Below are 24,323 nucleotides of genomic sequence, written 5' to 3'. Positions count from 1 at the left end.
GACCGCAAAAAGCCGCCGCCCGCCACTACTCGCCCGATAGCTCATGATCGCGGATGTAGTGCTCGATCGGGTAGGCGGTGCCTGTGGGCAAGATCACACCGTTGCGGCGGTCGATGAGAATTGGCGCGTTACCACCCAATGCGGCAGTGAACTCTCCGGTTCGTAGGTACCGGGCAGATTGGTAGTAGTAAACCCAGCCGATTGAGTACTCCTCCATGGCGGACACGACGAAGCTGTCGTCCGGATCAAAGTACGCGCGTACTTCTTCGTAGAGGCGGGCTATCTCGGCTTCCGCAAGGCGACGCGCTTCCGGCTCAGTCAGCACCCGTCCATCATGATGCACGGCGGCCTGTCCCCACCATCCGAAGCAAGACTGCCGTGCCGGTAGCGGACCGCAACCACGTCACTCGGTGAGCCGTGCTGAGGAACGAAGCACGGATCGTCGATCGCCCCCAGCAATCTACGACGACCAACCATGCAGTGGCGATCGTAGGACTGCATCTGTGCGGCGGCGTGGCAACCCCGGCCGGGGCGTTCGATCGGTACGGCGGGGCCGGCGTGCGGTGCCCGGCCCGGTGTCCCGCCGCCGTCCGGGACCGGCCCCCAGGCCGCACGCCCGGACGGCGGGCGGGCGGAGGGCCGGGGTTACGGCGGCGCGCCGCGCCGCCGCTTGATCCCTATAAGCACAGTTCGGCAACGTCTCGCGTATATCCCAGCCGAATTCCTTGATCCAGCAAGCTTTCTGGTGTATTCGAGAACATGGGGTAACTTGAGATCGTGGGCGGCCGCGAGGGAAAGAGTAGCGTATGATCGACATGGCGCCATGGGTCGAACTCGTGGTCGATGTGGTCGACGATCTGCACCTGGATCCCCGCAATGTACGTCTGGAGCTCCCCGTAACGGCAGCAGAGCCGGACATCATGGCAGATCTCTTCACAAACGAGAAAGCATTCGATCTGGCGCAGAACATTGTGAGAGCCGGCTTCTTCACGCACGAGATGCCTGTGGTCGTACGACGCGACAGACTGCTGGTCGTCGTAGAAGGCAATCGCCGAGTTGCTGCACTCAAAGCCATCCAGAACCCTTATCTAGCTCCCGGATACCAGGCGCGCCTGGCAAAGCTTGCCCAGGAACTAGACCCAGAGCAACGCGCCAGGCTTCGGACGATCAGGGTGAAGTGCGCACCCAACGAAGACGATGCCAACCAGCTAGTCGCTGCGCTACACACTGGGCATCAGCGCGTCGCTTGGACGCCGAACAGGCAGTCAGCGTTCTTCCAAGCTTTGATTGACGCCGGAAAGACAGCTGAGCAACTGATCGCCGAGTATCCCACGATCGACGTCCGTAAGTTCATTGTGCGAAGTGGAATTCTCAACCTTTTTCGCAATGTAACTTACAAGAATCTAACATTAAAAGATTACGTGAGTAGACGAAACTTCCCAATTTCGACCCTCGCTCGACTTTACGAGAATCCCGACTTTCTCGCCATTGTGCAAATTAACATCGAAGCTTCTAAAGCTCGCGTAACTCTGAAGGGCCCAAAGCGCCGATTTGCCTTGCTCGCCGAGAAGATCATCGGGGATATCGCCACCAAGTACATCGACACTCAAAAGCTTAATTCGACCAAGAGCGATTTCTATCGCTCTTACTTGAATGAGCTTAGGGATCTCGTAGATACCAGCGAGAGAAGTGAGACCGCGGACGACGAGAGCGTCTCAGATCCAACGGGCTCAACAAGTGGCACATCTCCGCGCACTAAAACCGGTCGGCCTTCCTCACAGACTGGCTCGACTACTACTGCAAAGCCAGCACAAGCGTCGGGTGAGGGTACGACAACGTCCTCCGCGAAAGACCCTGAAGGTGAAGCTGAGAAGACAGGCGAAGCTAAGAAGCCTTCAACGCCTCGAAAAGCATATCTAAGCATGAGTGGCCTCGAAGTACCGTCCGGCTTCCCTTATGCCATTCATATGACTTTTAAGGAACTCTCAGAGGTAAACATTCAACGCTTCCCAAACGCCACTCTCGACTTAATTCGTACCTTCCTTGAGAAATGCATAAAGGCTTACGCCGAGTCCATAAACGAAGAGATCAAAAAGACGAGCAATGACGGCAAGGGCTTCGTCTACCTCTCTCAGTGTCTAGATTGGCTTGAGGAGCACGTAAAGACGACAAAGCGGACTGCGTTCATTCAAGTAATTAACAAGGTGAAGAGTGGGCGCCTCGGTGGCTATGTACCTTCCATGGACCACCTAAATGCAGTCAATCATAATCATCACATTTTCGCGACCGCCGACGAAGTGCGGGATTGCTGGAACACTATTCATGGATTGCTTAAGGTAATTCTGAAGCCATGACGGGGGCACTTTGATTAGCAAGGGCATGAAGCGCCCTACGATATCTCCGCTGCGGTATCCGGGGGGAAAGGCGTCCCTTTATTCTCGCCTACGCCCCATACTTCGTGCTAACAATATGAGTAACGGCACCTACGTGGAGCCCTACGCGGGAGGCGCCGGAGCTGCTCTCGGCCTGTTGGCAACAGGCGAAGTCCGCCGTATCGTGATCAATGACCTCGATCCGACGCTATACGCCTTTTGGGTCGCAGTAACAAAGTATTCAGATAAGTTCTCGCGCCTGATCACCGAAGTCGATCTCACTGTTGATGAGTGGCGACGGCAGAAAGACGTGTATGTGACCTCCCCAAGGGATGATTATCTAAAGCTTGGCTTCGCCACGTTCTATTTGAATCGAACAAATCGGTCTGGCGTTCTAAACGGCGGGCCAATAGGTGGACTCGACCAAACCGGAAACTACAAAATCGACGCGAGATTCAATCGTGCTGGCCTTATTGAGCGCGTGCGACTCATTGGCGTCTACAGCAAGCGTATCGTTGTTTCCAACTGTGATGGCCTGGAAGTCATCAAGCGGTACGCCAGAAGTGAAGATGTGATTATCTACGCCGATCCTCCGTACTTCGAAAAAGCTGGCTCTCTATATATGAACTCCTTCAAATCCAGCAACCACGAAGAACTTGCCGCTTGCCTTAACTCGCTAGATGAGACCAGGTGGCTGCTTACCTATGACAACGTTCCGCAGGTTGCGGAACTATACCCGCAACGTCGGCGCGAGCGGTTTACCTTGGGCTACTCCGCACATCGAGTTATAAAGGCCAATGAAATCATGGTATTTTCTGATGCGCTGATGCTCCCAGAAGATCAGACACTTATACCGATATCTGCCGCAATTGAGCCGAAGTAGCCAGCGAGAAGCGGGAGGCGTGCGGGCCAAGCTCTTATGCAGCATCACGATGCTTCAATGTCTAGCTCAGACTGTTGCATGCCTTCGTTCAATCGAGTAGTTCAGGACGCCGACTGATGAGGGCTTTGCGGGCGGTCACGAATCGCTCGTGAAACTCTTCGGCAAGGGCCTCTCGTCGGTAGCGTTGCTGTAGGACGCGGTCGAGATCTCCGGCGCGGTTGACGAGGTCGGTGAGGGAGCGTCGGTCGATGTCGAATGCAGCAATGCCTTCATCCACAGCCGCGTCGAGGTCGCCGCGCCGAGCGTGGATGATGCCGAGGTCTATGTGTGCGTCGGCGACCCTCATAGGAGCGTTGGACGTGCCGTCTGGGCGGGTGTGCATCTGAACGGTTTCGCGTGCATGTTCTTCGGCGCGATCGTCGTCGGCTAGCCAGGTGTAGCAGGTGGCGGCGTAGAAGACCCACTTGGCGTGATCAAACACGAAATGGTGGTCGGGGTGGTCGGGCATCGGGAGGCTGCTGAGGACTTCGGCCCCGCGGGTTAGGGCGCGGTCGGCTTCGCGGCGGTCGCCGATGCGTGCCAGGCCGCGGGCCTCTTGGAGGGTGAGTTGGACCATGGCGCTGCTGGTTCCGGCGACGGCTTGCCCCATACGGGCGGAGGTGACGACGTCTTCGTAGCGGCCTTCGACGAGAGCGAACCATGCTGACATCTCGTGTGCCCATCCCATGAGTTCGCCGTGTCCGACCTGGCGGCCCATATCAAAGGCGGCTTGTCGGGCGGTCTCGGCCTCTTCCCGCTCCCCCAGGTCGTAGTGGACGCATCCCAGCAAGGCAGTAAGCCATCCGGTAATCACGAGCACTTCGCGGTGCTGATTGAGTGTGAGCCGCCCGGCGAGTAGGCGGTTGATCTGTGCAAGGCGCTTGTGTACGCGATCACGCAATGTGGCAGCGGGCACGACCGGATATGCCCGGCACAATAGCTCGACGGCCTCGTTTAGGGCTTCCAGCGTGCCAATGCCGACGTCGGACGCCTGGAGTTGCTGGGCAAGTTCCATCGTTCCGTACAGCTCGGCTTCGGCCCGCAGCGCGTCGGCCGGGACTACGCGCGCCTCGATGAGACGGCCGCCTGGTTGCCTGTTCGGCGAGAACCCAAGCGCCTCCGGCTCCAAGCCGGTCAATTGTGTCAATGCCAGCCGGTAGGGCGTACGGGGCCATCGGACTTCCCCGGCCTCCCAGCGTCGGATCCGTTCCTCGTCGCACGTCAATCGCTCGGCGACGCCTATCGGTGTGGCGTTGATCTGTTCGGCCATCTGTGCGCGGGACAGGTCCTTTTCGTTGCGCCAGGCGCGAAGGCGAACGTTTGGGATGTAGTCGGGCATCTGCGGGTCTTCCTCCCGGCTGGGGGCTCGAAAGGGGAAACAAGGGGGCCGTTCAGGGGTCCTGTTCAGACGCGGTTGCCGGTGGACTTGTCATCAATCAACCACGGTACGTCACGCGGCCTCCCGCCACAGGGAACGCCGGATGAACGAGGAGATGGCGACGGTGATCCGGCCAGACGAGACAAGCAAGACGTCGCCCTGCCCCGCTTGCCGGGGGCTCGGGATCAAGCTGCGCGACTCGCGCCGTGCACTCCTCATCGGCGACGACGACGGAGATCAGATCGCGAGTGGGGAGCGGGAGTGTCTCGACTGCCTCGGAGACGGCCGGGCCGAAGGGAGCGGAAGATGAATTCGATCATTCAAGCAGCGGTAAACGGCTTCCCGCAGACCCAGGAAGAGGGCGATATGCTCGTCCGGCTTCGTGACCAGCTCACGAACCTCGGCGTCAACGCCGACCTGCGGGACAACAACAGTGCGCTCCTGGTGCGCAAACTTGAGCCGGGTCTGCCTGTGTGGGTGTTCGTCGGGTACGGCGGGGCCTACTACTCGTGGCAGAACGCCGAGAGGCGCCACCCGACCAGCGACCCAGAGGGCGCGGCAAACGTCCTGGCTGAATACATCGCCAGGTGATGACGGGCGTGGCGGGGCAGGTGTGGTCCCTTCCGGAGGGGGCGAGGGCCACTGCCGTGTCTCGTCGCGCCTCCCCCGGCAGGCAGATGCAGTGGCATCCCCCGCGGCGACCTTCCCAGCCCGGCCGCTGCACTGCCTGCCGGGGTCTCTCTTGTACGGCTCACGCATTCGGCAACGACGTGGACAGCCGGCGGTGAGCCGGATACTCTCAAACTTGGTAAAACAACCTGTCGGCTGTTGGACGGTCATGATGTCGCTAGAGTCCGTGCCGCCGAAGTATGCACAGCTTGTGCACACTCTTCAGAGGCGCATCGAGGCAGGAGACTACCCACCGGGCACGCTCCTCCCCAGCGAGAACCAGCTCATCCAAGAGTTCAGCGTCTCCCGTCCCACCGTGGTCGCCGCCCTCCGCGTGCTGCGCGAGCAAGGCTGGATCGAGTCTCAGCAAGGCAAGGGCCGTTTTGTACGCGGCCGTCCGGCGATGGCCTCCGTTGAGCAGAAGCGTCCCGGACAGGCGTACCTGACCAAGCCGGAGACCGAATCCACGGGCGAGGTCGTCGAAGTGGGCGCGGTCGCCGTACCGAATAGGGTCGGCGTGCTGCTCGACGTGCAGCCCAAGAGTAAGGCGTTCGTTCGGCGACGATTGATCACGCGAGAGGGCGAGCCGACTGAGCTGGTGTCGCTCTGGCTGCCCTTGGAACTCTCCGAGGGAACGGACCTGACCAGCGGCGAACCGTTGCGGCAGGGCTTCCGCGAGCATCTCCAGGCGCGCAAGGGCGTGCGTTTCGATCACATCGTGGAACAGATCACCGCTCGCATGCCCTCGGCCGACGAGGCCAAGCAGTTCGCCATGCCGAAGAATCAGCCACTTCTGGCCGTCTTCGGTGCAGTACGGGATGCCTCCGGCCGGCCTTTGGCCGTCGTAGAGGTGCTGCTGCCGGCCGACCGGCACGAGCTGGAAGACGCCTACCCGATCGCCTGAGGCGACGCTCATCCGCCGGGACAGTCGCTGGCTCCGCCGCTGTACTCGGCGCAGTAGTCGGACGGTAGAGGCGGCGGAGGACGGCGTAGCTCGGCCTGGCGTGCGTCCCTGTACAGGCCCGCAAGGACGAAAACCACGCACGCCGCTGCGACGAGACCGAAGATCCATGCACGCACGACTCTGCCCGTAAAGACACAGATGCCAGTGGCGAGGATAGGCGCAGCGGCCAAGATCACTATGGCTGCGGTCTCCCATGCCTTCGCAGCCTCACGGTCACCTTCGGGATATCCCAGACCCGCAGCGATTGCCTGCCAGAGGCACACCGGGACTCCGACGAGCCAGATGACCGTCAAGACGCTAAGGATCATTCCGCCGACGTCGCCTGGCTCCCAATCTGCCATCTTCACAATTGCGACTATTTCGCCCCCTTCTGTGATGAATAAAGCACGAGGGATTCACGATTCCGCGCCGAAATTTCTCTTAGGCACTTGACCTAGCAAGTTTGAGCGGCCTAATCTCAGAGCATCACTTGATAGGTTAAGTGCCTGTCAGTCAAGAGAGGATGCCGTTATGGCTCTGCAAGGTCCCATCCCCGTCACCTTCGCCATGGTGTTCCCGCACGGCTGCTACATCGTCGGCGAGGTCGAGCCCGTCAAGGACTTCGACGCCTCGTCCAACGGTCGCTTCGTGCAGGCCCGCGACAAGCAGACCGCAGAGCTGGTCTGGCAGGTCGCGGTCATGGACGGTGACCCGACCCTCAAGCCCGCCCAGAAGACGGTAGCGGTCAAGATCCTCGCGCCGGTTCAGCCGGTGCCACCCACTCCGATGCCGGGGCTGCCGTTCACGCCCGTCGAGTTCGACGGCATCACGGTCACGCCGTACGTCAACGCGGCTGGCCGTCTCGCCTTCTCGATCAAGGTTCAGGAGATGCACGCTCCCCGCCAGACCGCTCAGACCACCTCGACGACCAAGGCCGGAAAGGAAGCCGCCTGATGACCCGTCGCCGTACCCCGCGCAACAGCGTGATCCGGCTGACCACCGGAAACGCTGCCCGCACGCTCAACCACCCGTTCACCCGCCGTGAGCCCGTCCTGGCGCTCGACTTCGGTGCCACCTCCGTCCTGGTCACCACGAGCGGGCCGGTGACGGTGGAGGACTTGAAGTTCGCCCGCCAACTCGCCCGTGAGGCCCACCGCTTCGCCCGATCCATGGAGCGCAGCTTCTACGGCCTGCCCGACGGTCACGGGGTGGCGGCGTGAGCGAGCACCGGCCCTACACCTACGTCACCTTGTCCATGCGACCCGACTCCGAGCCGCACGTCGGTGTCTCCTTCCACACGCCGCGCCTCCAGATCCGCGCTGGACTGCTGGTCAGCAATCCGCGACCGTACCTGGAGTTTGCCTCGCACGAGGCCAACGTGCACATCTCCACCACCGGGGCCGGGCCGGTCACCGACGCCGACCTGGACATCGCTCGCGAGATCTTCAACGCCGCCGCTCGCTACCTGGCCGACTGCGAGCTCCTGCACACCGAAGAGTCGGCCAAGGACGCCACCGACACGGCGGCCTGACACGAAGCGGGGCCGCTGGAAGCGGCAACTTCCGGCGGCCCCTCGGTTCTCCCCTGACTGCGACATCACGAGAGGTTCCCAGCTTATGTTCAAGCGGCTGCCTGGCGATGAGGCGCGCAACCTCGTCTCCACCACGCCCGATACGGCCGTCGTCTTCCGACCGGCCGTGCTCAAGACTCCCGCCATCGTCACCTTCCTCGTCTACGGCTGGCGTCTCCTGGCCGCCCTCGTCCGCACGACGTGGCGGCATCCGGTCGCCGTCGCCGTCCCTGTCGTCCTCGGCGGCATCGGGTACTGGTACGGCTGGCCAGCTGCGGCATCCACGCTCGGCTTCGTCGTCCTGTCCCTGCTCGCCTGGGCCTGCACCGACGGCGACCTCTTCGCCCGTCTCGTCGGCTTCCGGCTGCTGGCCTGGTGGCGGCTGATGTCGGTCTACCGGCGTCACTGGCAGTCGGTCATGGATGTCTCCGGCCTGGCCAAGCGCGTCAACGGTCGCGTCTACATGCCGCGTCTGATGCGCGTCACGTGCGATGGCTGGGCCGACCGCATCACGGTCCGGATACTTGCCGGTCAGGCGGTCAAGGACTGGTCCGACCGCATCGACAACCTCGCCCAGGGCTTCGGCGCCACCTCGTGCCGGGTCGCGCTCGTCAAGGGTGGCCGGCTGTTGCTGACCTTCCCGCGAAGCGATCCATTGGCCGCGCCAATGCCTGCTCTGCCCATCCCGGACGAGCCATCGGTCGGACCGGTCGAGATCGGCAAACAGGAGGACGGTCGACCGCTCCGGCTGAAGGTGCACGGCACGCACGTCCTGATCGCGGGAGCGACCGGGGCAGGCAAGGGCTCCTTCCTGTGGGACACAATCCGCGGCTTGCTCCCCGCCATGAGGGCGGGCCTGGCCCAGATTTGGGCGCTGGATCCCAAGCTGATGGAGCTGTCCTTCGGGCGGGAGCTGTTCGAGAGCCGGTACGCCGCCGATCCGTCCGACTGCGCCGACCTACTGGACGAGGCCGTCAGCGTCATGCAGAAGCGTGCAACTCGCTTCGCCGGGCTCCAGCGCTCCCATGTCCCGACCGTTGAGGATCCGTTCGTCCTGGTGCTTGTGGACGAGGTGGCGTTCCTGACCGCCTACCAGCCCGACCGGCAGCTCCGGCAGCGCATCTCTGCCGCCCTGGCCACCCTTGCCACCCAAGGCCGCTCGGTCGGCGTCGGCGTCATGGCTGCCCTCCAGGACCCGCGCAAGGAGGTCATGAACATCCGCAACCTGTTCCCCGACAAGATCGCGCTCCGGCTCGACGAGTCCGAGCAGGTGGACATGGTCTTGGGCGACGGCGCACGCGACCGGGGCGCACTCGCCGACTACATCTCACCCGTCCCGGAACTGGGCGCTGGTGTCGCGTACATGCGGCTGGAGACCTCGCCCGAGCCGATCCGGGTCCGCGCCGCCTACGTCTCCGACGCTGATATCCGCGCCATGGTCGCCTACTGCGGGGAGGCCGCATGACGCTGGCTCACTTCCTGGACGGCCTTCGCTGTGCCACCTGCCTCACCTTGAACGTTCTCTGGCTCGACCCGGTCCGCGCCCTGGTCGAGTGCTCCGAGTGCGGCCAGACCGCGCTCATCCTCACCGACCTCGACGAGGGGAGGACCGCGTGACCCATGCGCAAGACCGCGCACTACCTCGGGCCGTACGACAGGCCATGCCGATGGCCCGCGATGTGCTCGTAGAGGTCGCCAAGCTGCACGGCGTCTGTATCCGGCCCATCCCGCTCAAGCGCCTCGACGTCGTCACCGGCAAGTCCGAGATCATCGACGTTCCGTGTGGGGCCACGCTCGACAGCAAGTGCCCGCCGTGCGCCAAGCGCAACAAGCAACTGCGCAAGGCCCAGTGCCGCGAGGGCTGGCACCTCGATGCCGAACCCACCATCACGCCCGACGAGGCCAACGAGGAACAGCGCTGGCTGGTGGAGTTCCGCGCCGACATCCAAGCCCAGCGTGAGACCGCCGAAAAGGCCGGCGAGGACACCACCGAACTCGACGCGATCATCACCGGCCTGGATGAGGAGATCAACGCCGCAGGCATGCGCGGCAACGTTCTCGGCCGTACCGCCTCCAAGCGCTCCCGTTCGACCAAGCGACGGCAAGACGCGCCCGACCTGCCCAAGCGCAAGATGACCAACACCACCCTTGGGCGCACCTTCCAAGGCACCGACGGCAAGACCTACCGGCCATCTCTGTTCGTCACGCTCACCTTGCCCTCGTACGGCAAGGTTCGCGACGGCGCACCCATCGACCCCGACAGCTACGACTACCGGCGCGCCGCTCGGGACGCGCTGCACTTCTCCAAGCTGGTCGATCGCTTCGTGCAGAACCTGCGCCGTGTCGCGGGCTATGACGTGCAGTACTTCGCCGCCGTGGAGCCTCAGAAGCGGCTCGCACCGCACCTGCACATGGCCATCCGTGGAACGCTCCCACGCGCCGAGATCAAGCAGATAGCCGCCGCCACCTACCACCAGGTCTGGTGGCCACAGGCTGATGAAGTGCTCTTCGAGGGCGAGCACATGCCCGTCTGGCAGGACGGCACCGGCTACCTGAACCCAGCCACCGGCGAAGTCCTGCCCACCTGGGACCAAGCCCTCGACGCCCTCGACGAGGACGCCGAACCGCTCCACGTCATCCGCTTCGGCGAACAGGTCGATGTCCAAGGCGTACTCGCCGGAACCCCGGACGCCGACCAGTGCATCCGCTACCTGTCCAAATACCTCACCAAGTCCATCGGCGACGCCCTCGACGGCGGCCAGGCCCAGCAACAGCACGCGGCCCGCATGCTTGATGCCCTCCGCTACGAACCCTGCTCACCCACCTGCCCGAACTGGCTGCGCTACGGCATCCAGCCCAAGGACGCTAAGCCCGGCATGCACCCTGGCCGCTGCCGGGGCAAGGCCCACAAGCCAGAACACCTCGGCTACGCCGGACGCCGCATCCTCGTCTCCCGCAAGTGGTCCAACAAGACCCTCGCCGAGCACAAGCAGGACCGCCGCACCTGGGTCCTGGAAGCCCTCGGCCAGGCCGACGAGCCGACCGACCCACACCGCTACGTCTGGAGACCTGTCCCGGCCGGAGATGCCAACGTGCCACCACTCGCCGTCCGGCTCCTCCGATCCGTCCACGAACGCCAACGCTGGCGAGCCCACCTCCGCGACCTGGAAGCCAGAGCAGCGGGACAAGATCTTTCGGCAACCGAGGACATAGGGAGGGCCGCATGAGCCAGCGAGACGAGCTGCTGACCGTCCGCCAGGTCCTCGACGAACTCGGCGGCGTATCCCGCCGGACCTTCTACCGCTGGCGCGAGATCGGCAAGGCACCCGAGGGTATCCGCCTGCCCAACGGCGAACTACGCATCTACCGCAGCGACCTCAACGCCTGGCTCGAATCCCTCCGGAGTGCAGCATGACGACCTCATACGACGTGAAGTTCTGGGAGATCCGGCGGAACAAGTCCAGCAAGTCACCCTCCTACGAGGTTCGCTGGAAGGTCGGCGGCCGGGAGAAGTCCAAGACCTACAAGACCAAGGCCCTCGGTGAGAGCTTCCTGACTGACCTTCGGCAGGCCGCGAGACGGGGAGAGGCGTTCGACCTGGAGACCGGTCTCCCCGAGTCGATGATCAAGGCCAAGGACGCGCGGACAGTCCTCGACTTCGTGAAGGCGTATGTTGAGGCGCGCTGGCCACACGCGGCTGCCAAGAGCCGTGACAGCATGTCCGATGCCCTGGCCACGGCTCTCCCGGCCTTGACGACGGACAAGGCAGGGCGGCCGGATGCTGCCACCCTCCGGACTGCCCTGCGTAAGTACGTTCTCCTGCCCGAAGACAAGCGACCCACGATGCCCGCCGACATTGCGCGGGCCGTCCGCTGGCTGGAGGGGGCATCTCTCAACATGGAAGACCTCAACGAGACCAAGGCCGTCCGCCCGGCCCTGGATGCCCTCGCGCTATGCCTCGATGGCAAGAAGGCCGGCGCCAACACGATCAAACGGAAGCGTGCCATCCTTCATCACGTCTTCGAGTACGCGGTGGAGCTGGAAGAGTTGCCGTCCAACCCGCTGCACCGCATCAAGTGGAAGCTTCCGAAGACCACCGAAACAGTGGACCCACGAGTCGTGGTCAACCCTCGCCAGGCCCGCGAACTGCTTGCAGCGCTGACCTACGTCGGCAAGCGCCAGCGTGGCGGGAAGGGGCGGGGACAGCGGTTGATGGCAATGTTCGCCTGCATGTACTTCGCCGCGCTCCGGCCCGGTGAGGCGGTCAGCCTCCGTGAGCAGGACTGCTACCTCCCGGCAGAAGGCTGGGGACGGCTCACGCTGGACGTATCGCGCCCTGAAGTGAACCGCCGATGGACGGATACAGGTGACGCTCACGAACTACGTGGCCTCAAGCATCGCGGCGAGGATGACGTCCGCCGGATCCCGATCCCTCCGGAACTCGTCAAGATCCTTCGGCAACACCTCGAAGACTTCGGCATCGCCCCTGACGGCCGGCTGTTCCGTAGTGAACGCGGCGGCGTGGTCGCCTCGACGGCCTACACCGAGGTCTGGCAGGAGGCCCGTGCCCTGGCTCTCACTCCGGCCCAGGTCGCCTCTCCGCTCGCCCGGCGCCCGTACGATCTCCGGCACGCGGCCGTCTCGCTGTGGCTCAACGGCGGCGTACCGGCTCCGGAAGTGGCTTCCCGCGCTGGTCACGGAGTGGATGTCCTACTGCGCGTGTACGCCAAGTGCATCGACGGCCAGGAAGAGATCGTCAACCGGCGGATAGCGGACGCGCTGGCCGCATGAGATCACAAGCACCGCTCCTCGAAGGGCCCCGGCTTCCCCCGGGGCCTTTCGGCGTTGGAGGGCGAGATCATCCCGTACATAGTCCGGATCATGGGCATCGACCTGGGGAAACGCGCCTTGATCCATCCCGCGTATATCCCGTGACCAGCGACAAACGGCCGCTCAGGGCTGCTCACGGCTGCGTACCCCAGAAACGCAGAAGAGGCCCCGAAGGGCCTCTGAGCTGCACTTACTGCTGGTGGCAGGTGCAAGGTTCGAACTTGCGTAGGCTGAGCCGACGGTTTTACAGACCGCTCCCTTTGGCCACTCGGGCAACCTGCCGTGCCATCCGCTCTCGCGGCGACAGACAGAAGGATAGCGGACTTCCGAGGTGTACGTGACACCGGTTTGTCCGTGCCGGATCCCGGTTACTTGCTGCGCCGAAACAGTGGTCATCCTGTGCCCCGTGCCTGTTGCGTGGAGGTCTCCAGCGTGGTTGGGCTCGGCTGGGGGCGGAGATGGGGATGGTCTTGGCGTGCGGGTGGTGGGTGGCCGGTACGCGTCATGTGGTGGCTGGAAGCTGCGAAACGTCGCCAACCGGGATCCTTCCGCGTACAAGGTTGGGCAAGGGGGTTGGGAGCCTGCACGGCGCGCCGATGCTGGCTAGGCTCGTTCGCTGGGTCCGCGCGTTTCGCGTACGCCGGGGAAGCAGGATCCGAATAGTGCTTTCGCAGCTGAGAGGATGGGTGTTTTGGCCGATTCATCTTTCGACATCGTCAGCAAGATCGACCGCCAGGAGGTCGACAACGCTCTGAACCAGACGGTCAAGGAGATCGGACACCGCTTCGACTTCAAGGGCACCGGGGCGGGCATCAGCTGGTCCGGTCAGAACAACATCGAGATCAAGGCCAACAGCGAGGAGCGGGCGAACGCCGCACTCGACGTGTTCAAGGAGAAGGTGGTCAAGCGGGGGCTCTCGCTGAAGATCCTCGACGCGGGCGAGCCCAAGTTGTCGGGCAAGGAATACCGCATGCTGGTCAGCCTGAAGGAGGGCATCGACCAGGAGAACGCTAAGAAGATCTCCAAGCTGATCCGGGACGAGGGGCCCAAGGGGATCAAGGCGCAGATTCAGGGCGAAGAGCTTCGAGTCAGCTCGAAGAAGAAGGACGACCTGCAGGATGTCATTTCACTCCTCAAGGGGAAGGATCTGGACATCGCGCTGCAGTACGTGAACTACCGCTAGTAGGTCCCGAACTGACCTGGTGCGGCATATCCGGGGCACATGGTTGGCGCTGTCTCCCAGGTGACGCGTCTTCTCCTGTGCCTCGGGCCGTTCCGCGGCTTGGTATCGGTGATTGGTAGGCCCACACATCTCTCGCGACTCGACCGTAAGCTCGGTAAACGTGACGAAGATCCCGCTGCGCCGGTTTACGGCACGTGCCCTGCCCATTGACGACCAAGACCGGGTGCTCCTGCTTTACGGCTTTGATCCAGAGCGGCCGGATGAGCCGTTCTGGTTCACCATCGGCGGGGCCTTGGAGGACGGCGAGACGTTGCCGGAGGCTGCGGCGCGCGAACTGTATGAGGAGGTCGGGATGCGGGCCGAGGCCGGGGATTTCAGCGGGCCGTACGGCACCAGCACGATCGAGTTCCACTGGTCCCAGTACGCCATCACGCAGGATCAGACCTTCTTCGCGATCCGGATGGGCCCGGATGCGGCCGTGTCGTTCGAGCACATGGATCAGATCGAGAAGGACACGACGACCGCCTACCGGTGGTGGAGTGTGGCGGAGCTGGAGGGCACGGACGAGGTCTTCTTTCCCGAGGACCTCGCGGCCATCCTGCGGAAGATCACGAAGGGCGGAGGATTCGCGTAGCGCCCGCGATCAGCGCCGTCGCCAGGATCCAGCCCGAGACGATCAGTCCGTACGCGAGCCACTGCGTCCACCCGCCCGGGTCGAACAGCTCTCGTTGCCCGAATGCGGGCAGCGGGAGCAGGAGGTCGAAGGTATAGGCGAAGGAGTTGAAATCGGGGCTCTCAGCGGGTTTGAGGGCTCTGGGCGGGTTCAAGGCGAAGACGACCGTTCCGAGCGCAAGCAGGAGCGTGAACCACATGCCCGCCAGCCAGGGACGGTAGCCGTACCCGACCGCGACGTCGAGCAGCCGCCCCCACAGCCGACCCCCGAGCCCCTGCGTCTGCCGCCTGGCCCGGAGCTTGGCGAGCTGGGTACGCCGGGCCAGCGCGTCGTTGCCGTCGCTGAGGTACCAGGCGGCCAGTTGCTCGTACGGCTGCGGCCTGAACCCCTCCGGATCCCGCGTGACCCAGTCGATCCTCTTCGGTACGCCGGAGCCGCGCAGCCGGTCGTAGACCAGGCCGTTGAGGCGCAGCTTGTCCGGCCAGGTGTCCGGGTTGTCCAGCAACGTGCCGACTGTGCTGTGTGCCAGGGTCACGACGCCTTCGATCGGCTCCGCGGGTGTCAGGTGGAGCTCGCGGATTTCCATGTGGCTCATGTGAAGGGCGTAGCGGGTGTCCGGACTTCGTACGATTCCGCCGAGCGAGAATGTGCCGTTGATGCGGGCGCCGCGTAGCTGGATGCAGCCCGATGCCAGGAATCCGGCGGTGCAGCGCATGGCGTCCTCTACCACCATGTTGTCGGCGGTGAGAGCTTCCTTGCCGGGATTGCGGAGGGTCGCGCCTTCCAGGATGAATCCGCCGTTCAAGCGGGCACCGACCAGGCCGACTCCTCCGGTGAAGTCGGCATTGCGCATGTACGTGCCCGAGTCCACGACTGCGGCGTTCGCGTACAGTGCCCACTCATCGTCGTCGTCGGCCACGACCTTGGTGCCGCCCAGCCACAGGCCGCTCTCGAACTGGGCTCGGCTCAGGCGCACGGTGCCGGTGATGTTCGAGCCGGACAGGCTGAGGTGGCCGGCGACCCGCATGCCGCCGCCGCTCAGCCCGGGGAAGCAGCAGTCGGTCAGACGTACGGTGCGGGTGGTGGAGCCGGTGAGCCGGATGGGTTCGTCCAGGTGGCAGCCGCTCAGGATGAGTTCGTGCGGAATGGTGCCGCCGGTGATCGCGAGCTGGCCGGTGATCCTGGCGCCGCGCAGGCGTACCGCCGGCACTGAGCCCGTGCCCGCGTCGCGCGCGCCGAGCAGGAGCCAGGCGATCACCTTGGCCCTGATCGAACGTTCAGGGCCCCAGGTGTGGCCGTCCGTTGGCGCGTTCTCGGCGGCCGTACGGCGGCCGCCGGTCTTGACCGGGCCGAGTTCCAGGGTTTCGCCGGTGGGGAAGGCGTTCCAGAGCCGCTGCTCCGCTTCGGTTAATCGGGGGGCTCGGGGGGATCGGGTCATGGGTCAGCGGCGGTAGCCGGCCATGCGCTCGAGGCGGGCGACCCGCTCGGACGTCGGCGGGTGGGTGGAGAACAGGCGGCCGAGGCCGGAGCCGCTGAACGGGTTGGCGATCATCATGTGGGAGGCCGAGGTGAGGCGGCTGTTCTCAGGAAGCGGAAGCCGGCGGGCGCCCATCTCGATCTTGCGCAGCGCCGAGGCCAGCGCGAGGGGGTCGCCCGTGAGCCTGGCTCCCGATTCGTCGGCCTGGTACTCCCTCGTACGGGAGATCGCCATCTGCACCATCCCGGCCGCCACCGGCCCGAGCACCATCATCAGCAGCGCGCCCACGAAGCCCGGCCCCTCGTCATCGTCGGAACCCCCGAAAAAGACGGCCACGTAGCTGAGCCAGGTGATCATCGTGGCCAGCGCACCTGCCACCGAGGAGACGAGGATGTCCCGGTTATACACGTGTGACAGCTCGTGCCCGATCACTCCGCGCAACTCTGCCTCGTCGAGCAACTTGGTCAGCCCGTACGTCACGCAGACCGCGGCCTTGCGCGGGCTTCTGCCGGTCGCGAACGCGTTCGGCTGCACCGTCGGCGAGATGTACAGGCGTGGCATCGGCTGGCGCGCCGCGGTGGAGAGCTCTCGCACGATCCGGTAGAGCGTGGGCTGCTCGACCTCGCTGACCGGCCTGGCTCGCATCGCCGACAACGCGATGCGGTCGGAGAAGAAGTAGGCGACGCCGTTGCTCACCAGGGCCAGCACGAGCGCGATCCGCACACCGGTGCCGCCGCCCAACCACGCGCCCACCGCGATGATCAGTGCGGACAGCCCGCCGAGCAGAACGGCGGTGCGCAGACCGTTGTGGTGCAAGGTTCCCCCCTTCGTGGTCTGGGTTCACCTCGTCCAACGACGATGACCCGGTCCTTCGTTCCCCGGCGTGCTCAGCTGAGGGCGGAGCGCGACTCGCCGTGTGCGGCGTACTTTCGTGGCCTCGCGCTTTCCGTGTCGTGTTCGTCAGCCGAAGGCGGACAACGAGGTCATGTCCAGGACCAGTTGGGGGGCGATCGAGAACAGGACCGCCACCACGAGAGCCAGGCCGATGGCCAGCCACGTGGCCGGGGGCGGGCGGTGCCGGGTGATGGGCGTTCCCACGGCCGGGGTGAACAGGCGGGCCGTCCAGGCGGCGTAATAGTAGAGGCCGATCACGGTGTTGACGGCCATGATCAGCGCCAGCCAGCCGGAGCCGCCTTCGACGATCTCGCGGAACACGAAGACCTTGGCGAAGAGTCCCGCCAGGCCGGGCGGGAGGCCGGCCAGGCAGACCAGGCAGAACGCCAGCGCGAGGCCCGCCGCCGGGCTCCGGAACGCCAGCCCCCGGTAGTCGTCGAGCTCGTTGCGGGAGGTGGTCCTGGATACGAGCATGACCACCGCGAACGCGCCGAGGTTCATGGCCGCGTAGATCACCAGGTAGGCCATGGACGTGCCGGTGGCGGCGACCGCGAGTGGCGCCAGGATGTAGCCGGACTGGGCGACGGAAGACCAGGCCAGCAGGCGTACGGCGGAGCGTTGGCGCATGGCGAGCAGGTTGCCGGCGGTCATGGTCAGCGCGGCGATGATCCCGATGATCGGTGCCCAGGTGGCGGCCTGACCCGACAGGGCGACGATCAGTACGAGGATCAGCCCGGCGAAGCCTGCCGCCTTGGAGATGACCGAGAGCAGGGCGGCCACGGGAACGGGGGCACCCTGGTAGACGTCGGCCGCCCAGGAGTGGAACGGCACGGCGGCGATCTTGAACGCGAACCCCGCCACCACGAGGACGACGCCGACCGTGACGACGGCGGGCAAACTCTGGGCGGTCGCCAGCGCCGCGCCCGGTGCCGGGACCTGCCCGCTGAACACGGCTGCCAGGCGGGACAGATAGACCGTGCCCGCGATGCCGTACAGGAGTGAGACGCCGAACAGCATGATCGCCGTCGACACGACCGACACCACGAACAGCTTCACGGCCGCCTCGGAGGAGCGGCCGTCGTAGCGCTTCATCGCGGTAAGGGCGAAGACCGGGAGTGAGACCAGTTCGAGTGCCACCACGAGCATGATGAGGTCTCGGGAGGCGGGCAGGGTCACGGCGCCGACGAGGGTGCAGAGCAGCAGGAAGTACCACTCGCCCACCGGGATGCCGCCGCCCGCCAGCTGGGTCATCGACATCAGTACGACCACGACGGCCGCCACGAGCACCATGCCGGCGAACACCAGCGTGAACTGGTCCGCCACGAACGAGCACAGCGCCGCCCCCCGAGCCGACGGGTCGGCCAGGCTGGGTGGCACGCAGAAGGTGGACTGCGGCGGGCCGCCCCTGGTCGCTTGCGTGACGACGAAGCCCAGGGAGATCAGGACGCCTGCCAGCGTGACGAGTCCGAGCGTGATCTTCGTGCGTGGGCGGGCGGGGAGGAACGCGTCGAGCAGCAGCACCAGCCCGGCCACCAAGGCGAGCACCAAAGGGGGCGCGATCACGAAATAGTCGATCTGCTGGATCATGAGACGGCTCCCAGCAGGGTCTGCACGGCCGGGGTGGTGAGCGACAGGAGGAGTCCTGGCCAGAGCCCGAAGAGCAGGATCAGGGCCAGCAGCGGTGTCCAGGCCAGCAGTTCGTAACCTCTGATGTCGTCCAACGCCGACCGGGGGCTGCCCAGAGGCTCGGGACCGCGCGTCGCGGCTTCCCCGGTGGTGGCGCCGTCACGTACCGCTGCCCCGTCGTCTTCGGCTGTGGCGCCGTCACGTGCCGCTGCGCCGTCGCCCGGTGTGTGGACCCCGACCGCGTGGAGTGCCTGCGCTCTCGAACGGGTGGCCGCCCGAGGGCGGCCGTGGGTGACTCGGGAGAGCATGACCAGGAAGTAGGCGGCCGTCAGGACCGCGCCCAGGCCGCCGATCGCCATGTACGTGAGGAACAGCGCACGCGGCAGGCCGTTCGCCGGTTGGAACGCCCCGAACAGCGCCAGCATCTCACCCCAGAACCCGGCCAGCCCCGGCAGCCCAAGTGAGGCGATCACGGCGAAGGTGAGCACCGAGCCCAGCCGCGGCAACGTAGCCAGCAGGCCGCCGCCCAGCGAAGGCATGTCGGCGGTGTGGTAGCGCTCTTTGACCGCTCCGGCCAGGAAGAACAGCAGACCGGTGATCAGGCCGTGGGCGACGTTCGCGAAGAGGGCGCCGTTGATGCCCACCGGGGTCAGTGTGGCGAAACCCAGCAGGACGAAGCCCATGTGACCGACCGAGGAGTAGGCGATCATGCGTTTGAGGTCGCGCTGGGCGAGACAGGCGAGGGCGCCGTAGACGATGCCGACCACGGCGAACGCACCGAGCCACGGCGCCACCGCCGTCGCCCCCTCGGGGAGGACGGGGATGGCGATCCTGGCGAAGCCGTACGTGCCCATTTTCAGCAGCACCCCGGCGAGCAGCACCGAGCCTACGGTGGGAGCCTCCGTGTGGGCGTCGGGCAGCCAGGTGTGCAGCGGCCACATCGGTGTTTTGACGGCCAGGCCGATGCCGATCGCTACGAACGCCAGGATCTGCACGGATCTGGACATACCGCTGCCGTGGGACGCGCTCAGCGCCTCGATGTCGAGCGTGTCGGCCTGGGCCCATACGAGCAGCAGGCCGAGGAGCATCACCACCGAGCCGAGCAGGGTGTAGAGGATGAACTTGATCGACGCCGCCCTGCGCCCCTCGCCGCCCCAGATGCCGATCAGGAAGTACATCGGAATGAGGACGATCTCGAAGAACACGAAGAAGAGCAGCAGGTCGAGGGCGAGGAATGTACCGATCATGCCTACTTCGAGCACGAGCAGCGTGAACACGAGTGCTCTCGGCCTGGCCCTCATGAACTGCCCGGCAGCGGTCCTGCCCCAGCACAGGTAGACGAAGCAGAGGAACGTCAGCAGGGCCGTCAGCGCGATCAGCGGCAGCGAGATCCCGTCGACGCCGAGGTGGAGGCGAAGCCCCAGCCCGGGGATCCACGGCAGGTCGACCTCGAACTGCGGCCGCGCCGCCTGACCGTAGTCGAACGTCGCCACCAGCAGCACGGCCAGCGCCAGCGTCACGCCCGAAAGGATCAGCCCGTACGCGCGCAGCAGCGGGCGGAGCGTGTGGGGCGAGAGGAGGAGCATGAGTGCGCCGAGCAGCGGCACGGCCAGCAGCGCGGCAGGAAGCCAGCCCATCATGCGAACACCACCGCCGCCGCAGCTCTGTGGCGATGCCAGCGCGTCATGTGAACACCACCGCCCCCACCGCGATCAACAGGACACCGGCGAGGACGCCGCTCACGTAGAGCTGGACGTTGCCGTTCTGGGCCAGTCGCAGCACTCCGGACAAGCCGCGGGCCGACCTGCCCGAGCCGCGCACCGCCCCGTCCACGACCACGTCGTCCGTCCTGACGACCAGCCTGGCCAACGCCAGCACCGGGCGTACGAACAGGGCGGCGTACAGGCCGTCCACGTAGAACGCCCGCTCGCACGGACCCCTCAGCGGGCCCAGCAGGCGGGCCGGGTCGGCGATGGGGTCGATGCGCCAGAACGCGTACACCACCCCGGCGCCGAGCACCGCGAGCACGACGCTGGTGGCCGCCAGGCCGAGGTCCAGATGCGGCTCGCCGGCGAAGCCCAGCAGCAGGGCCGGGATCGCGAGCAGGATGACGGGCACGAGCATGGTTCTGGGGGCTTCCGTGACGTCCACGACGTGGGCCGTGCCGGGCTCCGGCTCCGGGAGCGCCACGGCCCTCGCCTCGCCGAAGAAGGTGCGTAGCCAGGCTCTGGTCGCGTACGCGCCGGTGACGGCCACGGTGGCGAGCGCGCAGCCGTACAGGAGGAGGCCGGCCGCGTCCGTCAGGACGCCGGTCGACAGCGCGTCGTCCATGGCCAGCAGGATGCCGTCCTTGCTGAAGAAACCGCTGGCCGGTGGGATGCCCATGAGTGCGGCGAAACCGATCGTCATCGCCACGAACGTGATCGGCAGCTCCCGGCGCAGCCCGCCCATCTGGGTCATCAGGTTGGAGCCGGCGTGGTGGATCACCGCGCCCGCGCCGAGGAACAGCAGTGCCTTGAACGCGCCGTGGGTCAGCAGGTGGAAGATGGCCGAGGTGTCGGAGCCCGCGGCGAGGCCACCTGCCATGTACGCGAGCTGGCTGACCGTCGAGTAGGCCAGCACGCGTTTCAGGTCGTCCTGGGCCAGCGCGGCCAGTGCGGCGCCCAGCATGCCCAACGCGGCCATGACGGCCAGCACGTCCAGCGTCGGCTGCGCCTCGAGGAACGCGGGGAAGAGCCTGGCCACGATGAAGATCCCGGCGGCGACCATCGTGGCGGCGTGGATCAGCGCGCTGATCGGCGTCGGGCCCGCCATGGCGTCGGGGAGCCAGGTGTGCAGCGGCACCTGGGCGCTCTTGCCCGCCACCCCGGCCAGCAGGAGCATCGTCGCGGTTACCAGGGTGGCCGTGGACATTTCCGGCACCTTCGTCAGCACGTCGGTGATGCGGAAGCTGCCCGCCGCCATGCCGAGCACGAAGATGCCGAAGAGGAAGCCCACGTCGCCCAGGCGGGTGACGAGGAACGCCTTGACCGCCGCGCGCGAGTTGCCGCGGTCTTCCCACCAGTGGCCGATGAGAAGGTATGAGCAGAGGCCCATGATCTCCCAGCCCACGTAGAGGACCAGGAGGTCGCCCGCGTAGACGACCAGGAGCATCGCGCTGGTGAACAGGCTGATGAACGCGCTGTAGGAGGGGTAGCGCGGATCGTCTTTGAGGTAGCCGACCGAATAGACCTGTACGGCGAGGGCTACCACGGTTACCAGTACGCCGAGGATGCTCGACAGGTCGTCGGCCTGGAGGGTGAGCGAGATCGGGATGCCGCCGGTGACTATCGTGCCGTAGGTCTGGCCTGTTGGTGGTGATGTTGTGGTGGTGCCGGTGAGGAAGGCGAAGCCGGGGCCCCAGGCGAGCCAGGTGGCCAGGAGTGCCGAGACGGTTGTGGGGAGGATGGCCAGCCAGGCTGCTCTGGTGTCCGCTGGTCGTCGGTGCGGCCAGCGTGAGAGCAGGAGGCCGGCGAAGGCGGCGGCGAAGGGTAGGAGCACGGCTAGCAGCGGGAATGTCGTCATAGCGGGCCACCTCGCTTGACGGGCTGCTCGCCCCCACGTCCGGTTTCGGCTTCAGCGGGCTTCGTCTGCTCCGCCCGTTCTGCGTGCTGAATCTGCTCGGCTTCCTCGGCTTGCTCCGCGGGCGCTGCTCGCTCTGCCTGCGCCGCCTGGTCGTGTCGCTGCTCCGCGGGATCGTCGGTGGGTTCGGCCAGGTCGCGGAGGTGGTCGATGTCGACGGTGCGGCGGTTGCGGTAGAGCGCCAGTACGATCGCCAGGCCCAAGCCCACTTCGGCCGCCGCGATGACGATGACGAAGAGGGTGAGCACCTGGCCGCTGTGCAGGCGGTCGCCCAGCCACACGTCGAACGCGACCAGGTTGAGGTTGACGGCGTTGAGCATCAGCTCGACCGACATCAGCACGAGGATCGTGTTGCGTCGGGCGAGCACACCGTAGACGCCGATGGAGAAGAGGAGCGCGGAGACGACGGCAGGGTAGACGATGTGCACTACCTACCCCCGGTCTGGTCGGGTGGTGAGCTGACTCCACTCTGATTTGGTTGCGGGCCGCCGGCTCGCTGGTCGGGCGACGGGCCTCCGGGGATGTCTGTGCGAGACAACACGATGGCGCCGATCAACGCGGCGAGCAGCAGCACGGACAGTGCCTCGAAGGGCAGGACCCACGTGGCGAAGACGCTGGCGCCCAGCTCCTTCGCGGCTCCATGACCCGGCTGGAGCAGTGTGTAGGCAGTTCGGAATCCGTCGATCACCACCGTCACCAGGATGGCCGCCGTCACCACCGCCACCAGGGCCGCGACGAGCCGGTTGCCGCTGTCGAGGTCTGCGGAGCGGCCGATGGGCGCGCGGGTCAGCATGATGCCGAACAGCATCAGGACGACCACCGCGCCCACGTAGATCAGCACCTGGACCCAGGCCACGAACTCGGCGGTCAGCACGAGATAGCCGCCCGCCAGCGCGCCGAAGCAGACCACGAGCCAGAGGGCGGCGTGGACGAGTTGTCTGGTCGTGACGACGAGCAGCGCCGATCCAATCGCTACCGCACCCAGTAGCAAGAAGACGATCTCTTGCCCGGTGGGTGACAGGTAGGAGGGCACCGCTTCGGTCACGACTCCTCCTCGGACTCCCTTGTCTCGCCAGGGTCGAGCCGCCCTGGTGGCCGGATGGACCGTGGGTCGGCCATCCTGTGCCTGCGGGGGCTCGCGGCAGAAGTCTGCTCCTCCGGCTCGGGTTCCGATCCCGGTTCGCCCGAGGCTGTGGACAACTTTTCTGGGGGCGGCTCGCCTGTGGATGAAGCCGGCCCCGGGGGCTGCTTTGTGGCAGCGCCGGTGTCCGTCCCACTCGCTGTCGTACTCCCCTCGCCCTCCGCAGATGGGCTCGTGTCCGCTGCGGAAAGGTCGGTGTCCGCGCCGGTCTCTGTGGAGGGGCTGGTGGACGGCCGCTCGTCCGCTGGCGTCTCTGTGGTGCGGGTGCCGTCTTGCTCAGGAGTGGTGGCGGGGGCTTCGTCCTGAGGGCGGGATGGGAGGGCCCCTGGGGGGCGGATGCCCCGCACGTTCGACATCGGGCGGCGTGGGCGTTCGCGCGCGTCCGGGGTTCGCGACGGCGCCGTAGGGCCTTCTCCCGGCGCGTTCGCGGTCGGCTCCGCGGCCGTAGCGCTGTCTCCGGGTCGCGACTCCTGTGTGGTGGCCTCGGGCTTCGGCTCGGGTGTACTGACCTCGGGTTTTGGCTCTCGTGCGGCGACCGCGGGGTCTGGGGTGGCCGGTGCCGACGCCGGTGAGCCGGTGGCCGCCTCGTCGGTGGGGGCTTCCGGGGTGGGGGGCGCCGGTCGGGTCTGTGGGGGTTCGGGAGTGCGCGTACGGGCGGCTCGGGACGTACGGTCGGCGGCTGGGCGGCGGGGGGCGGCCGTGAGTTCCTTCGGGGGTTCGGCGCCGGGGTCGTGGGCCGGAGGTGGGGGGACTGTTGGAGTCCAGGCGGCCAGCGTGTCCTTTTCGTGGAGGAGGTTGCGGATGTCGCCTTCCGCGTACTCGAACTCCGGGGACCAGAAGAGGGCGTCGAAGGGGCACACCTCAATGCAGATGCCGCAGTACATGCACAGGGCGAAGTCGATGGCGAAGCGGTCGAGGACGTTGCGCTGGCGGGGGCGGCCGCCCTCGGGGGCCGGGATCGTCTCTTTGTGCGAGTCGATGTAGATGCACCAGTCGGGGCACTCTCGGGCACAGAGCATGCAAG

At 65.8% G+C, this 24,323-nt stretch carries 23 protein-coding genes, 1 tRNA gene and 1 pseudogene; 14 read left to right on the top strand and 11 right to left on the bottom strand.

Annotated features, from left to right (window positions below):
* Positions 1 to 25: 25 nt before the first annotated feature.
* Positions 26 to 325, bottom strand: coding sequence for a YrhB domain-containing protein (locus tag ACFLIM_RS20875; RefSeq protein WP_393167799.1), 300 nt, complete (start codon positions 323 to 325; stop codon positions 26 to 28).
* A 481-nt stretch (positions 326 to 806) separates the two neighbouring features.
* Between ACFLIM_RS20875 and ACFLIM_RS20870 the strand changes: the two genes are divergently transcribed.
* Complete coding sequence (locus ACFLIM_RS20870; RefSeq protein WP_393167798.1) at positions 807 to 2,354, top strand: hypothetical protein; 1,548 nt, start codon at positions 807 to 809, stop codon at positions 2,352 to 2,354.
* A 25-nt stretch (positions 2,355 to 2,379) separates the two neighbouring features.
* Positions 2,380 to 3,255, top strand: a complete 876-nt coding sequence (locus tag ACFLIM_RS20865) for a DNA adenine methylase (RefSeq protein WP_393167796.1) — start codon at positions 2,380 to 2,382, stop codon at positions 3,253 to 3,255.
* A gap of 88 nt (positions 3,256 to 3,343) precedes the next feature.
* Here the strand turns inward: ACFLIM_RS20865 and ACFLIM_RS20860 are convergent, their stop codons facing one another.
* Entirely contained in the window at positions 3,344 to 4,633 is a 1,290-nt protein-coding gene (locus ACFLIM_RS20860) for a hypothetical protein (protein ID WP_393167794.1), read from the bottom strand.
* Between the two features lie 345 nt (positions 4,634 to 4,978).
* On the opposite strand from ACFLIM_RS20860, the gene ACFLIM_RS20855 reads away from it, so the two are divergent.
* The 10 genes from ACFLIM_RS20855 (at position 4,979) to ACFLIM_RS20810 (ending at position 12,645) form a co-directional block, all read left to right on the top strand.
* Complete coding sequence (locus tag ACFLIM_RS20855) at positions 4,979 to 5,263, top strand: hypothetical protein (RefSeq protein ID WP_393167792.1); 285 nt, start codon at positions 4,979 to 4,981, stop codon at positions 5,261 to 5,263.
* A 247-nt stretch (positions 5,264 to 5,510) separates the two neighbouring features.
* Complete coding sequence (locus ACFLIM_RS20850) at positions 5,511 to 6,245, top strand: GntR family transcriptional regulator (protein ID WP_393167790.1); 735 nt, start codon at positions 5,511 to 5,513, stop codon at positions 6,243 to 6,245.
* 570 nt (positions 6,246 to 6,815) lie between these two features.
* Entirely contained in the window at positions 6,816 to 7,238 is a 423-nt protein-coding gene (locus ACFLIM_RS20845) for a plasmid replication, integration and excision activator (protein ID WP_393167788.1), read from the top strand.
* The gene (locus ACFLIM_RS20840; protein ID WP_393167786.1) at positions 7,238 to 7,504 is read left to right on the top strand and encodes a hypothetical protein; all 267 of its coding nucleotides are present in this window, start codon (positions 7,238 to 7,240) and stop codon (positions 7,502 to 7,504) included. Before ACFLIM_RS20845 ends, ACFLIM_RS20840 begins: the two co-directional genes overlap by 1 nt.
* Positions 7,501 to 7,815 (top strand): hypothetical protein, encoded by a 315-nt coding sequence (locus ACFLIM_RS20835; RefSeq protein ID WP_393167784.1) that lies wholly within the window; start codon positions 7,501 to 7,503, stop codon positions 7,813 to 7,815. The genes ACFLIM_RS20840 and ACFLIM_RS20835 overlap by 4 nt, the downstream gene beginning before the upstream one ends.
* 85 nt (positions 7,816 to 7,900) lie before the next feature.
* The gene (locus ACFLIM_RS20830; RefSeq protein WP_393167782.1) at positions 7,901 to 9,319 is read left to right on the top strand and encodes an FtsK/SpoIIIE domain-containing protein; all 1,419 of its coding nucleotides are present in this window, start codon (positions 7,901 to 7,903) and stop codon (positions 9,317 to 9,319) included.
* Positions 9,316 to 9,471 (top strand): hypothetical protein, encoded by a 156-nt coding sequence (locus tag ACFLIM_RS20825; protein WP_393167780.1) that lies wholly within the window; start codon positions 9,316 to 9,318, stop codon positions 9,469 to 9,471. The genes ACFLIM_RS20830 and ACFLIM_RS20825 overlap by 4 nt, the downstream gene beginning before the upstream one ends.
* Positions 9,468 to 11,081: a replication initiator gene (locus ACFLIM_RS20820; protein ID WP_393167779.1), complete on the top strand. Its 1,614-nt coding sequence runs from the start codon at positions 9,468 to 9,470 to the stop codon at positions 11,079 to 11,081. Before ACFLIM_RS20825 ends, ACFLIM_RS20820 begins: the two co-directional genes overlap by 4 nt.
* A complete protein-coding gene (locus ACFLIM_RS20815; RefSeq protein WP_393167777.1) occupies positions 11,078 to 11,269 on the top strand; it encodes a helix-turn-helix transcriptional regulator in 192 nt (63 codons plus the stop codon). Before ACFLIM_RS20820 ends, ACFLIM_RS20815 begins: the two co-directional genes overlap by 4 nt.
* A 14-nt stretch (positions 11,270 to 11,283) precedes the next feature.
* A complete protein-coding gene (locus ACFLIM_RS20810; RefSeq protein ID WP_393167775.1) occupies positions 11,284 to 12,645 on the top strand; it encodes a tyrosine-type recombinase/integrase in 1,362 nt (453 codons plus the stop codon).
* Positions 12,646 to 12,881: 236 nt separating this feature from the next.
* Here the strand turns inward: ACFLIM_RS20810 and ACFLIM_RS20805 are convergent.
* A tRNA-Tyr gene (locus ACFLIM_RS20805) sits at positions 12,882 to 12,966 on the bottom strand.
* 409 nt (positions 12,967 to 13,375) lie between these two features.
* Between ACFLIM_RS20805 and ACFLIM_RS20800 the strand changes: the two genes are divergently transcribed.
* Both ACFLIM_RS20800 and ACFLIM_RS20795 read left to right on the top strand, forming a co-directional pair.
* Entirely contained in the window at positions 13,376 to 13,867 is a 492-nt protein-coding gene (locus ACFLIM_RS20800; protein WP_393167773.1) for a YajQ family cyclic di-GMP-binding protein, read from the top strand.
* Between the two features lie 160 nt (positions 13,868 to 14,027).
* Positions 14,028 to 14,501, top strand: coding sequence for an NUDIX hydrolase (locus tag ACFLIM_RS20795; protein WP_393167771.1), 474 nt, complete (start codon positions 14,028 to 14,030; stop codon positions 14,499 to 14,501).
* On the opposite strand, the gene ACFLIM_RS20790 is transcribed toward ACFLIM_RS20795, so the two are convergent.
* The 8 genes and pseudogenes from ACFLIM_RS20790 to ACFLIM_RS20755 all read right to left on the bottom strand — a co-directional run bounded on the left by ACFLIM_RS20790 (position 14,476) and on the right by ACFLIM_RS20755 (position 24,318).
* On the bottom strand, positions 14,476 to 15,978 hold the full coding sequence (locus tag ACFLIM_RS20790) for a hypothetical protein (RefSeq protein ID WP_393167769.1): 1,503 nt from the start codon (positions 15,976 to 15,978) through the stop codon (positions 14,476 to 14,478). The genes ACFLIM_RS20795 and ACFLIM_RS20790 overlap by 26 nt on opposite strands.
* Positions 15,979 to 15,981: 3 nt before the next feature.
* Positions 15,982 to 16,833 carry a zinc metalloprotease HtpX gene (htpX, locus tag ACFLIM_RS20785; RefSeq protein WP_393167767.1) on the bottom strand — a complete coding sequence of 284 codons (852 nt, stop codon included), beginning with the start codon at positions 16,831 to 16,833 and terminating at the stop codon, positions 15,982 to 15,984.
* Between the two features lie 144 nt (positions 16,834 to 16,977).
* Positions 16,978 to 18,498 (bottom strand): NADH-quinone oxidoreductase subunit N, encoded by a 1,521-nt coding sequence (locus ACFLIM_RS20780; protein WP_393167766.1) that lies wholly within the window; start codon positions 18,496 to 18,498, stop codon positions 16,978 to 16,980.
* Positions 18,495 to 20,174, bottom strand: coding sequence for a complex I subunit 4 family protein (locus tag ACFLIM_RS20775; protein WP_393167843.1), 1,680 nt, complete (start codon positions 20,172 to 20,174; stop codon positions 18,495 to 18,497). The genes ACFLIM_RS20780 and ACFLIM_RS20775 overlap by 4 nt, the downstream gene beginning before the upstream one ends.
* Before the next feature lie 46 nt (positions 20,175 to 20,220).
* Positions 20,221 to 22,101, bottom strand: coding sequence for an NADH-quinone oxidoreductase subunit 5 family protein (locus tag ACFLIM_RS20770; protein ID WP_393167764.1), 1,881 nt, complete (start codon positions 22,099 to 22,101; stop codon positions 20,221 to 20,223).
* A 203-nt stretch (positions 22,102 to 22,304) separates the two neighbouring features.
* A pseudogene (gene nuoK / locus ACFLIM_RS20765) lies at positions 22,305 to 22,586 on the bottom strand (NADH-quinone oxidoreductase subunit NuoK); the annotation flags it as partial.
* Positions 22,586 to 23,203, bottom strand: a complete 618-nt coding sequence (locus ACFLIM_RS20760; protein WP_393167762.1) for an NADH-quinone oxidoreductase subunit J family protein — start codon at positions 23,201 to 23,203, stop codon at positions 22,586 to 22,588. The gene ACFLIM_RS20760 and the pseudogene nuoK, both read right to left, overlap by 1 nt.
* Positions 23,200 to 24,318, bottom strand: a complete 1,119-nt coding sequence (locus ACFLIM_RS20755) for a 4Fe-4S binding protein (RefSeq protein ID WP_393167760.1) — start codon at positions 24,316 to 24,318, stop codon at positions 23,200 to 23,202. The genes ACFLIM_RS20760 and ACFLIM_RS20755 overlap by 4 nt, the downstream gene beginning before the upstream one ends.
* Positions 24,319 to 24,323: the final 5 nt, after the last annotated feature.

The organism is Nonomuraea marmarensis (genome assembly GCF_043197025.1).
GTDB lineage: Bacteria > Actinomycetota > Actinomycetes > Streptosporangiales > Streptosporangiaceae > Nonomuraea > Nonomuraea marmarensis.
This window is presented reverse-complemented; position numbering and strand designations above follow the sequence as displayed.